We start from the raw sequence: 10,997 nt of genomic DNA, 5'->3' as shown, positions 1-10,997 counted from the left end.
AGAGCCAGATGGACCGCGAGCCGCAGCACCCCGGCGACCCGCAGTGGTCGTGACACCGGGGTGTCGCGGCTCGCGGTCCATCTGGCTCTGGTGGGCTGGTTCGCGCTCCGCCCGCTGCCGGTGGACTGGGTCTACGACGCCAATCTGCATCCGCTGGCCTCGATCCACCGCGCACTGGCCGCCGGGGGTGCCGCCGACTACCGCCACCTCGCCGTCGGGGTGCTGCTGATGGCCCCGCTCGGGGTGCTGCTGCCGCTGGCCGGCGGCCGGGTGGGCGCGGGCTGGCTGCCGTCGCTGCTGCGTACCGTGGGCGCTGCGGCGCTGCTCTCCACCGGCCTGGAGTTCGTGCAGAACTACGTCCCCGGCCATGTCCTGGACGTCGACGACATCCTGCTGAACCTGCTGGGTGTGACCCTGGCGCATCTCGCCGTGGTCCCGGCCGCCCGGGCGTGGATGCGTCACCGGCCGCGCCGTCCGGCCGCCTCCGCTCCGCCGCGCCGGCAGCCCGCGCCGGGTGTCCGCGGCGCCGCGGGCCCGGCATCGTACGAGGTGGCTCCCACGCCGGGCGTGCGCTGAGACCCCGGACGGGGACCCCGAGAGGTCCCTGAGTTCCGGCCCCGACCGGCCCCGGGAGTTCCGGGGGTGCCGGATCGGCTTCGGGACCGATGTCCGGAGGGCGGCCGCGGCGGAGGATCGAATCCGACGAACCGGGCCGGAGGGTCCGGCCGGAACGTCCCAAGGAGAGCGTCATGACCACCCTCGCCCGCCCCCGCCACAACCGTGTCATCGCAGGCGTCTGCGCCGGGATCGCCGAGCGGTTCGGCCTCACCCCGTGGACCGTCCGCGCGATCTTCCTGCTGTCCTGCCTGCTGCCGGGCCCGCAGTTCCTGCTCTACCTGGCGCTCTGGCTGCTGCTTCCCCAGGAGCCGTGACAAGGGCCGCCCCCTTCGCGGGGGCGGCCCTCGGGGTGCGTGGTCAGCCCAGCAGGCTGCCGGTGCCGAGCAGGCCGAGGACCTGGCCGAGCGGGCCACCGAAGCTGTTGCCGTGCGAGGTCGGCGTGAGGTTGACCCCGCCGGGGCCCATGGCGCGGGTGGTGGCGACCGGCATCTGCCGCTGCCCGCTGTTGGACGCGAGGTGGTCCGCCGCGTCGGCGACACCGCTGAGCGTCGGCTCCACGGTGTGCACGCCCTGGGCCACGACGCGGGCACCGGTGGCCGGGTTGAGGGCGCCGACGGTCTGGGTGAGCGGCCCGGCCAGCGGCAGGTTCTGGGACGCGCCGGCGAGGCCGATGCCGCCGAGGGGGTCGGGGAGCGCGGGAGCGGCGGAGGCGGTACCGGCGGCCGCGGCCGCGAAGACCACTCCGAGCGCTGCGGTGCCTGCGGACCTGAGGACGGCCTTCTTCATGGATTTCCCTTGGTGATCGTCGCGTGCACGCACCGGCATCCGGCTACGCGGCGTGTGCTGTGGGGCACCCACCGTAGTGATCCGGGGCGGCGCGCCACAAACGGCGTCCCCCGCTCGGCGCAATAAAAGCCGAACGGGGAACACAGTATGACGATCAGTCAGGATGACGGTCCGCCGAACAGCCACTCGGCCTTCAGCTCCGCGTACCCGGGCTTGATCACGTCGTTGATCATCGCCAGCCGCTCGTCGAACGGCAGGAACGCGGACTTCATGGCGTTGACCGTGAACCACTGCATGTCGTCCAGGGTGTAGCCGAAGGCGCCGACCAGGTGCTCGAACTCCCGGCTCATGCTGGTGCCGCTCATCAGCCGGTTGTCGGTGTTGACGGTGACCCGGAAGTGCAGCCGGCGCAGCAGCCCGATGGGGTGCTCGGCGTAGGAGTCGGCGGCACCGGTCTGCAGGTTGGAGGTGGGGCACATCTCCAGCGGGATCCGCCGGTCGCGGACGTACGCGGCCAGCCGGCCGAGCTTCACCGAGCCGTCGCCGGCCGTCTCGATGTCGTCGATGATGCGCACCCCGTGGCCGAGCCGGTCCGCACCGCACCACTGGAGCGCCTGCCAGATGGAGGGCAGTCCGAACGCCTCGCCGGCGTGGATGGTGAAGTGGTTGTTCTCCCGCTTGAGGTACTCGAAGGCGTCCAGGTGACGGGTGGGCGGGTGGCCCGCCTCGGCACCGGCGATGTCGAAGCCCGCCACCCCGCGGTCGCGGTAGGCGTTGGCCAGCTCGGCGATCTCCAGCGAACGGGCGGCGTGCCGCATGGCGGTGAGCAGGGCCCGGACGCGGATCCGGTGCCCGGCCTGGCGGGCCCGCTGCTCCCCCAGGCGGAACCCGTCGTTGACGGCCTCGACCACCTCCTCGAGGCTGAGGCCGGCCTCCAGGTGCTGCTCGGGCGCATAGCGGACCTCCGCGTAGACGACGCCGTCGGCGGCGAGGTCCTCGGCGCAGTCGGCGGCGACCCGGACCAGTGCGTCCCGGGTCTGCATCACGGCGCAGGTGTGGGCGAAGGTCTCCAGGTACCGCTCCAGCGACCCGGAGTCGGCGGCCTCCCGGAACCACTCGCCCAGCTTCACCGGGTCGGTGGTGGGCAGGTCCCGGTACCCGCAGTCGGCGGCGAGCTCGACGATGGTCCGCGGCCGCAGACCGCCGTCGAGGTGGTCGTGCAGCAGCACCTTGGGGGCGCGGCGGATCTGCTCCGCGGTGGGGGTGCGCGGGGTCGCGCCGGCGTGGGTGGCGGTCTCGTTCTCCATTGGCCAACGATAGCGCCTACGCGCGTAGAAACGGTGCTCGGAGCCGGTGTCGGTCCCCGGGTGGAGCAGCGTGGCCCCCTCCGGGGGTGCCGGGGTGGACCGCACCGCACACCGAAGCCGCGGCCCCGTCAGGCGGTCAGTCGTGGTCCAGCAGTCTGCCCCGGCGGGAGAGGACGAAGTCGCGGAAGGCCGCCACCGGCCGGGTCACCGGACGCCCCGCCACCCAGGCCAGGCCGATGGCTCGGCGGGTCCTCGGCGCGGTGACGTCCAACTCCACCACCCCCGGGCGCGGCACCAGCGCGGGCGGCAGCAGGGCCACGCCCAGCCCGGCCGCCACCAGCCCGCGCAGGGTCTCCACCTCCTCACCCTCGAAGGCGACCCTGGGGGTGAAGCCGGCCTCGGCGCAGAAGGAGTCCAGCAGCACACGCAGCCCGTAGCCCCGCTCCACCGCGACGAACGGCTCGTCCGCCACCTCCGCCAGCCGGATCCGGCGGCGCGCCGCCAGCCGGTGGTCGGCGGGGACGGCCACATGGAGCCGCTGCTCGTCCAGCGGCCGGGCCACCAGGTCGGGGGCGTCGGGCAGCGGCGACACCAGGCAGAGGTCGAGCTCCCCGGCCCGCAGCCGGCCCAGCATCGCCCCCACGTACTCCTGCACCAGCTGGAAGCGGACCCGGGGATGCCCGGCACGGAAGCCCCGCAGCAGCGCCGGCACCGCGTCCGACCCCATGGTGTGCAGAAAGCCGAACGCCACCAGCCCCGCCTCCGGGTCGGCCTCGGCCCGCGCCGCCTCCGCACCCCGCTCCAGCTCCGCCAGCGCCCGCTCCGCCGACTCCAGCAGCACCCGCCCGGCCCGGGTGAGCCGCACGGTGCGCCCCTGCCGGGCGAGCAGCGCCACCCCCAGGTCCTCCTCCAGCCGGGCCACCGCCCGGCTCAGGGTCGGCTGGGGCGTCGCCAGCAGCTGTGCGGCCCGGGTCACATGCTCCAGCCGGGCCACGGCGGCAAACTGCGCCAGGCGGGGGGCCAGCACCGCCGCCGGAACGTCAGGACCCAGTTCGGCCAGCGGTGGCCTCTGCTCATACGTCACAGCATCGATCGTCCCTCATACATGCATTGGACGCATATACCCCGGCGGTCCTACGTTCGTGACATGCCTGCCGCCAGTACCGGGGCGTCCGCGACCACGCCGCCGGACGCCCGTTCCCCGTTCGCCGACCGCCGCCACCGGGTGGGTGAGCCCGGCTTCCGCCGCGCCAATCTGGCCCTCTTCGCCGCCGGTGTCGCCACCTTCGCGCTGCTCTACTCCACCCAGGGCCTGCTGCCGCTGATCTCCGACGCCATGCGGCTCACCCCCGGGCAGGCCAGCTGGACGGCCTCCGCCGCCACCCTGGGCCTGGCACTGGCTCTGCTGCCGGCCAGCGCCCTGTCCGACCGGTTCGGACGCACCGCCGTGATGACCGCCTCGGTCTTCGCCGCCGCGCTGATCGGCACCGCCCTGCCGTTCGCCCCGGACATCACCACCCTGGTGGTGCTGCGCGCCGTCCAGGGCGCGGCCCTGGCGGGGCTTCCCGCCACCGCGATGGCCTTCCTCGCCGAGGAGGTCCACCCCTCGGCGCTGGCCGGGGCGATGGGGCTGTACGTGGCGGGCAACAGCATCGGCGGCATGGGCGGCCGGCTGCTCACCGGCTGGACCGGCGCCGCCTGGGGCTGGCGGGGCGGCCTGGCCGCCAACGCGGTGCTGGCGCTGGCCTGCGCCGCCGCCTTCCGGCTGCTGATCCCGGCGGCGCGCAACTTCCGCCGCTCCCCGGTCGACGCCCGCGCGCTGGCCCGCACCGTCGGCGGCCATCTGCGCAACCCGCTACTGGTGCGGCTGTACGCACTGGGCGCGCTCTTCATGGCCGTCTTCGGCGCGGTCTACAACACCGTCGGCTACCGGCTGATCGCCGAGCCGTTCGGGCTGCCCCAGCCGGTGGCGGCCTCCATCTTCGCCGTCTACCTGGTCGGCACGGTCACCTCCGCCACCGCGGGCCGGCTGGTGGAACGTCTCGGCCGCCGCGGCGCCCTGTACGCCGCCATCGCCACCACCGCCGCGGGGCTGCTGCTGAGCCTGGCCGCCAACCTCCTCTGCGCCCTGCTGGGGCTGGTCCTGATCACCGGCGGTTTCTTCGCCGGGCACGCCGTGGCCTCCTCCTCCGTCGGCCGCACCGCCACCACCGGCCGCGCCCAGGCGTCCGCGCTCTATCTGATCGCCTACTACCTGGGCAACAGCCTCGGCGGCACGGTGGGGGCCGACGCCTACCACTCCGCCGCCTGGCCGGGCACCGTGGTGGTCAGTCTGACCGCGGTGGCCGCCGCCGCGGGCGTCACCCTCTACGCCACCCACCGCGCCCTCGCCGACCGCCGCAGCGCGGGCCCGGTCGCCGCCGGCCGCTGAGCCGGTCCTGTGACCGGGCGCCGCCGGACGGGCCGCCGGTCCGCCGGTGGCGCCGGCCGGTCAGGCCTTGATCGCATGCACGGCCGGTCAGGCCTTGATCGCATGCACGAAGAGGGCCCGCATCTCCTGCCAGCGCTCGATCAGGTCGGCCCGCTGGTGGAGGGTGGCCGACGCGTGCTGCATACCGAAGAAGCCGGTGACGATGGCCCGGGCGGCGGCCTCGGGGACGACGCCGGGGCGCAGCTGGCCGCCGTCCCGGGCCTCGCGCAGCAGTGAGGCGACCAGGTCGATCCACCCGACGTAGGGGACGGGCAGCGGAAGGCCGATCAGCGCGTGCTCGATCTGCAGCCGGGCGCCGCCCTGCACCACCGGGTCGCTGTGGAAGGCCTCGGCTGCGCGGTCGAGCAGGGCCAGCATGGTGTCCAGAGCGGACAGCCGGAGCAGGCGGACCTCCTCCAGGACGGCCGGCCACCGGGTGTAGTGCTCCTCGACCACCGCGACGGCCAGCACCTCCTTGTTGGCGAAGTGGAAGTACACGGCGCCCTTGGTGACCCCGGCCCGGGCGGCGATGTCGGCGACCGAGGTCGCCTTGTACCCGCGTTCGGCGAAGACCTCCCCGGCGCACCTGAGCACCAGGGCCCTGGTGCGCAGCGCCCGGTCCTGCTGGAGCTCCCGGGTGGGGACGGAGGTGCGGGAGGGGTTGTCCCATTCGTGGGAGGACGTCTGCTGCTGTCGTGTCATGCGGTTCCACCTCGTCGTCCGGGCTGCTCAGGGTGCACTGGTGCAATATACCTTCCGGAAGGTATATTTCTGCTCACCCCGACCGCGATCGCAGCCACCGCGCGGTCCGCCCGGGTCGGGATCTCACACATCCTTACAGGGGGGATCAACGATGCGTACGACAGGCTCCACCGCGCTACCGCACCACGACCCCGCCCCATCCGCGCCGGCCGGCTTACCGGCCGCCGCGGGTCTGTCCTTCGCCACGGCGGTGCCCCGCACCTCGGTCCACAAGACCTCCGCGGCCGAAGTACTGGTCACCGACGCGCTCCGGACCGGCCCCGACAGCTTTCTGGTCGCCGTGCGCTGGCCGCGCAACCACCTGCTGCACCACCGCCCCGAGGCCACGGGGACCGACCCCCTGCTGCTGGTCGAGACCGTGCGGCAGGCCGCGATCCATCTGTCGCACCGCTTCCACGGGGTTCCCGAGGGATTCCCCTTTGTGATGTTCGACCTGGACTTCGCCGCCGCACTGCCCGCCCAGCCCGGCGCCGGCACCGCGGTCCTGGAGACCACCCTGACCCGGATCGGCGGCACCGCCAGGTTCCGGATGGCGATGGAGACCACCGTGCACGTCGCCGGGCAGGTCCGCGGCCGGGGATCCGTGCGCTGGGAGGCCCTGGAGCCCCGCACGTACGGGCTGCTCCGCCGCCGCGGCGCCACCACCAGCGCCGACCCGGTCCCGGCAGCCACTCCGGTGCCGCTGCCGCCGGAGGCCGTCGGCTGCCTGCAGCAGCAGGACGTCCTGCTGGCCCGGCGTCCCGATGCGCCCGGCGACGGCTGGCTGCTGCGTACGGACCGCTCCCACCCGGTGCTCTTCGACCACGCCTGCGATCACATCCCCGGCACCGTGCTGGTCGAGGCGTTCCGCCAGGCCGCCGGGCTGGCCGTCCCGGGTGCGGCGGCACAGCCGCCGGCCACGCCCTGGTCGCCGGTGCGCGGCCGGGTCGCCTTCGCGTCCTTCGCCGAGCTGCATCTGCCGGTGCACATCACCGCCCGCAGCGCACCCGGCTCCGCCGCGGTGCTGCTCAGCGCGGTGCAGGCGGACCGCGTGGTGGCGTCGGCCGAACTGGCCGGCCCTGCGCCGGCGACCCGCGGCGAGCACTCTGCGGGTGCCGCATGCTGACCGACGACCGGCCCAGAACCCGCTCGCTGAGCGAGGGCGCCGCCCGGCTCGCCCACTGCGCCAGATCCTCCGTCCGGCTGCTCGACCAGCAGCACCGGCTGACGCCGGAGCTGGCCGAAGCCATCGCGGAGGCGGGCTTCGCCCGCTACTTCGTCCCCCGCCGGTGGGGCGGCACCACCGGCCGGTTCGGGCCGCTGGCGGCCGCGGTCGCCGAGGTCGCCGAGGTCTGCCCCGCCACCGCGTGGTGCGCCTCGCTCTACGCGGCCCACGGCAGGCTGGCCGCCTACCTCCCCCACCGGGCGCAGCAGGAGCTGTGGGGCGGCTCGCCCGACGTACGGATCGCCGCCGCCGTCTCCCCGCCGGAGGCGGAGGCCGTCCCGTACGGGAGCGGCTGGCGGATCAGTGGGCGCTGGACCCTGGTCAGCGGGGCCGACTTCGCGGACTGGATGCTGCTGGCCCTGCCGGGTGCGCCTGCCCGCTCCCCGGAGCAGCGGTTCGTCGCGGTGCCCGGCGGCGACTGCCGGGTGCTGGACACCTGGCGCAGCCTGGGACTGCGCGGCACCGGCAGCAACACCGTCGAGCTCGACGCCGTCCCGGTCCCCGGTCACCGCTCCTTCACCGTCGCCGACCTGGGGATCGGCAGACCGGGCGCCGCCCGGTGCCACTCCGTCCCCCACCAGCTGGTCTCGTCGCTGCAGTTCGCCGCCCCGATCACCGGTGCGGCCCGTGGCGCGCTGCGCGACTGGCAGGCGGTGCTGGGCGCCAAGCGGGGCGCGGACGGTCGGCCCGCGGCCGCGGCCCCCTCGGCACAGCGGACGCTGGCGCAGGCCTCGGCCGCGGTCCATGCCGCGCAGCTGCTGGTCGGCCACGCGGCCGACCGGGCGGACCGCGGAGTGCGGCCCGGTCAGGGGGCCCTGCCGCTGGAGGCGGCGGAGAACATCCGTGATCTGGCCATGGCCGCGGACCTCTGCGCCCGGGCGGTCGACCAGCTGTTCCGCAGCGCCGGGGCCCGCTGCCAGACCGAGGGGCACCCGCTGCAGCGCAGATGGCGGGATGTCACTGCGGCGTCCGGTCATGCGGCGCTCGACCTGGATACCGCCGCCGCCGTCTACGCGGTCGCGGCCGCCCGCGGGCAGGCGGCCGAGGAGGCGCGGTGACCGGGCCGGCCGGCGGACGGGTGGCGTTCTTCGACGTGGACGAGACCCTCGTCGGCACCCGGACCATGGTGGACTTCTGGCGGTACTGGGCGGCGCGGCGCGGCAGCGGCGCCGCCCCCGCCGCCGCCCGGGAGCTGCTGGCGGGCGGGCGCTCGCGGGCTGTGGCCAACCGGGAGTACTACCGCCTGTTCGCCGGGGTGCGCCCGGCCCTGCTGCACCGGGCCGGGCGGGAGTGGTACCGGGCCTACCGGGGCCGCCCGGCGCCCTTTCTGCGGCCGGGGGTGACGGCACTGCGCCGGCACCGGGCCGCCGGGGACACCGTCGCGCTGGTGTCCGGCTCCTTCCCCGCGGTGCTCGTCCCGCTGGCGGAGGAGCTCGGGGCCGATCTGCTGCTCTGCAGTGAGCAACTGGTGGGCGGCGACGGCAGGTTCACCGGGGAGATCACCCGGCCGCTGATCGGGGAGGCCAAGGCCGAGGCGGTGGCCGGTGCGGCGGAGCGGCTGGGGGTGCGCGCCGCGGACTGCCATGCGTACGGCGACGACCTCAGCGATCTGCCGATGCTCGCCGCGGTCGGCCACCCGGTCGCGGTCGGCGGACCGTCCCCACTGGTCCGGGAGGCGGAGCGGCGTGGGTGGCGGGTGCTCCCGGCCGATCGCCCTCCCGGTAAAAAACCTTCCCGTTAGTATCTTCCTGTGCCGGCATGCGCCGGCCGCGGAGGACAGGGTGGTGGACGGTGCAGGACAGGGCGATGCGCACCCGTGAGCGGGTGCTGGACGCGGCAGCCGAGGAGTTCGCAGCCCAGGGGTACGCGGCCACCGCGCTCCATGCGGTGGCCGTCCGCGCAGGTGTGACCAAGGGGGCGCTCTACGCCCACTTCTCCTCCAAGGAGGAGCTCGCCAGGGCGGTCGTACGGGAGGGCGGACGCCTGCCGCCGGTCGCCGGGGGCGCCGGTCCGGTGGACGACCCGGTCGCCGAACTGCGTTCCCTGGTACTGCATCTGACGTCCACTCTGCAGGGGGACGCGCGGACCCGCGCGGCGTACCGACTGGTGGCCGAGGGCGCGCCGGTGGAGGCCTCCGCCTGGCGGGTGCTGCGCGAGGCGGAGCGGCGGGCGGCAGACCTGGTAGGGCGCGCGGTCGCCGCCGGTACCGCCTCCCCGCAGAGCCCTCCCGGGACGGTGGCCCGGCTGCTGCTGGCCGCCGTCCTGGGCGCCCATGCCGCCGCCCTGCTCCCGGAGGGCGCCGGCTTCACCCTCGATCTGACCCGCGCCTGGCACCCGCTGGCCCACATCCTGAGGGTGGACGACCCGCGGGACCCGAGCGCACTCGACCGCTGACCGAAAAGAAAACCTTCTCGAAGGTTTTTTACTGTGCCATGATGGACGCCCAACCCCGGACCCGTCCCACGGAGGATTCAGATGACCGCGGTTCAGGAAACGCCGGTCCAACCCCGACCGGCCGGCCCACCGCACCGCCCCCACGGCGACAGCAGCTCCAGAAGCCGCGAACTGGCCGCGCTCCGCAGGCTGGTCCACGACGGCCCGGAGCCGGCCGCCACCGAGGCGCAGCATGCGAAGGGGAAGTTGACGGCTCGGGAGCGGATCGGGCTGTTGCTGGACGAGGGGTCGTTCAGTGAGGTGGAGCCGTTGCGGCGGCATCGGGCGACGGGGTTCGGGCTGGAGGCGAAGAAGCCCTACACCGATGGTGTGGTGACCGGCTGGGGCACCGTGCACGGGCGGACCGTGTTCGTCTACGCCCATGACTTCCGGATCTTCGGCGGTGCGCTGGGTGAGGCCCACGCCCAGAAGATCCACAAGATCATGGACATGGCCATCGCCGCCGGAGCACCGCTGGTCTCCCTCAACGACGGCGCCGGCGCCCGCATCCAGGAAGGCGTCACCGCCCTCGCCGGCTACGGCGGCATCTTCCAGCGCAACACCCGCGCCTCCGGCGTCATCCCCCAGATCTCCGTCATGCTCGGCCCCTGCGCCGGCGGCGCCGCCTACTCCCCCGCCCTGACCGACTTCGTCTTCATGGTCCGCGACACCTCCCAGATGTTCATCACCGGCCCCGACGTCGTCAAAGCCGTCACCGGCGAACAGATCTCCCAGAACGGCCTGGGCGGCGCCGACGTCCACGCCGAGGTCTCCGGCGTCTGCCACTTCGCCTACGACGACGAGACCACCTGCCTGGAAGAGGTCCGCTACCTCCTCTCCCTGCTCCCCCAGAACAACCGCGAGACCCCACCGGTCGTCCCCACCGACGACCCGGCCCATCGCAGCTGTCCGGCGGTGGGGGAGCTGGTGCCGGCCGACAGCAGACGCCCGTACGACATGCGCAGCGTGGTCGAGGAGATCGTCGACGACGCGACCTTCATGGAGGTCCACGAACGCTGGGCGGTCAGTGTGATCGTGGCGCTGGCACGACTGGGCGGACAGGTGGTGGGCGTGGTCGCCAACCAGCCGATGGCGCTGGCCGGGGTGCTGGACATCGAGGCTTCCGAGAAGGCCGCGCGCTTCGTCCAGATGTGCGACGCCTTCAACATCCCGCTGGTCACCCTGGTGGACGTCCCCGGCTTCCTGCCCGGTGTCGACCAGGAGCACGGCGGCATCATCCGCCACGGTGCCAAGCTGCTGTACGCCTACTGCAACGCCACCGTGCCCCGGATCCAGCTGATCCTGCGCAAGGCCTACGGCGGCGCCTACATCGTCATGGACTCCCGCTCCGTCGGCGCCGACCTCTCCTACGCCTGGCCCACCAACGAGATCGCCGTCATGGGCGCCGAAGGCGCCG

At 74.3% G+C, this 10,997-nt stretch carries 12 protein-coding genes; 8 read left to right on the top strand and 4 right to left on the bottom strand.

The features are described from left to right. Nucleotides 1-60 precede the first annotated feature (60 nt). The gene (locus tag AOK09_RS24945) at nt 61-576 is read left to right on the top strand and encodes a VanZ family protein (protein WP_055589487.1); all 516 of its coding nucleotides are present in this window, start codon (nt 61-63) and stop codon (nt 574-576) included. 173 nt (nt 577-749) lie between these two features. Next, nucleotides 750-932, top strand: coding sequence for a PspC domain-containing protein (locus AOK09_RS24940; protein ID WP_055589486.1), 183 nt, complete (start codon nt 750-752; stop codon nt 930-932). A gap of 43 nt (nt 933-975) precedes the next feature. Here the strand turns inward: AOK09_RS24940 and AOK09_RS24935 are convergent, their stop codons facing one another. The 3 genes from AOK09_RS24935 to AOK09_RS24925 form a co-directional block, all read right to left on the bottom strand. Continuing rightward, on the bottom strand, nt 976-1,404 hold the full coding sequence (locus tag AOK09_RS24935; protein ID WP_055589485.1) for a hypothetical protein: 429 nt from the start codon (nt 1,402-1,404) through the stop codon (nt 976-978). Between the two features lie 158 nt (nt 1,405-1,562). After that, nucleotides 1,563-2,711, bottom strand: a complete 1,149-nt coding sequence (locus AOK09_RS24930; RefSeq protein ID WP_055589484.1) for an adenosine deaminase — start codon at nt 2,709-2,711, stop codon at nt 1,563-1,565. Between the two features lie 136 nt (nt 2,712-2,847). After that, on the bottom strand, nt 2,848-3,795 hold the full coding sequence (locus AOK09_RS24925; protein ID WP_407675434.1) for a LysR family transcriptional regulator: 948 nt from the start codon (nt 3,793-3,795) through the stop codon (nt 2,848-2,850). Nucleotides 3,796-3,858: 63 nt separating this feature from the next. Between AOK09_RS24925 and AOK09_RS24920 the strand changes: the two genes are divergently transcribed. Beyond that, nucleotides 3,859-5,142, top strand: a complete 1,284-nt coding sequence (locus AOK09_RS24920) for an MFS transporter (protein ID WP_055589483.1) — start codon at nt 3,859-3,861, stop codon at nt 5,140-5,142. An 87-nt stretch (nt 5,143-5,229) separates the two neighbouring features. Here AOK09_RS24920 and AOK09_RS24915 read toward each other — a convergent pair whose 3' ends face one another. Further along, nucleotides 5,230-5,883, bottom strand: coding sequence for a ScbR family autoregulator-binding transcription factor (locus AOK09_RS24915; RefSeq protein ID WP_055589482.1), 654 nt, complete (start codon nt 5,881-5,883; stop codon nt 5,230-5,232). A gap of 250 nt (nt 5,884-6,133) precedes the next feature. Here AOK09_RS24915 and AOK09_RS24910 point away from each other — a divergent pair, with 250 nt between their 5' ends. The 5 genes from AOK09_RS24910 to AOK09_RS24890 all read left to right on the top strand — a co-directional run. Next, nucleotides 6,134-7,048, top strand: coding sequence for a ScbA/BarX family gamma-butyrolactone biosynthesis protein (locus AOK09_RS24910; protein WP_169797061.1), 915 nt, complete (start codon nt 6,134-6,136; stop codon nt 7,046-7,048). Continuing rightward, nucleotides 7,042-8,205, top strand: coding sequence for an acyl-CoA dehydrogenase family protein (locus AOK09_RS24905; protein ID WP_055589480.1), 1,164 nt, complete (start codon nt 7,042-7,044; stop codon nt 8,203-8,205). The genes AOK09_RS24910 and AOK09_RS24905 overlap by 7 nt, the downstream gene beginning before the upstream one ends. Then, nucleotides 8,202-8,888, top strand: coding sequence for an HAD family hydrolase (locus AOK09_RS24900; protein WP_055589479.1), 687 nt, complete (start codon nt 8,202-8,204; stop codon nt 8,886-8,888). Before AOK09_RS24905 ends, AOK09_RS24900 begins: the two co-directional genes overlap by 4 nt. A 65-nt stretch (nt 8,889-8,953) precedes the next feature. Then, the gene (locus AOK09_RS42455) at nt 8,954-9,541 is read left to right on the top strand and encodes a TetR/AcrR family transcriptional regulator (RefSeq protein ID WP_055589478.1); all 588 of its coding nucleotides are present in this window, start codon (nt 8,954-8,956) and stop codon (nt 9,539-9,541) included. Between the two features lie 81 nt (nt 9,542-9,622). Beyond that, a partial coding sequence (locus AOK09_RS24890; RefSeq protein ID WP_079063398.1) for an acyl-CoA carboxylase subunit beta occupies nt 9,623-10,997 on the top strand: 1,375 nt, incomplete at its 3' end.

Source organism: Peterkaempfera griseoplana (genome assembly GCF_001418575.1).
GTDB classification, from domain to species: domain Bacteria; phylum Actinomycetota; class Actinomycetes; order Streptomycetales; family Streptomycetaceae; genus Peterkaempfera; species Peterkaempfera griseoplana.
This window is presented reverse-complemented; position numbering and strand designations above follow the sequence as displayed.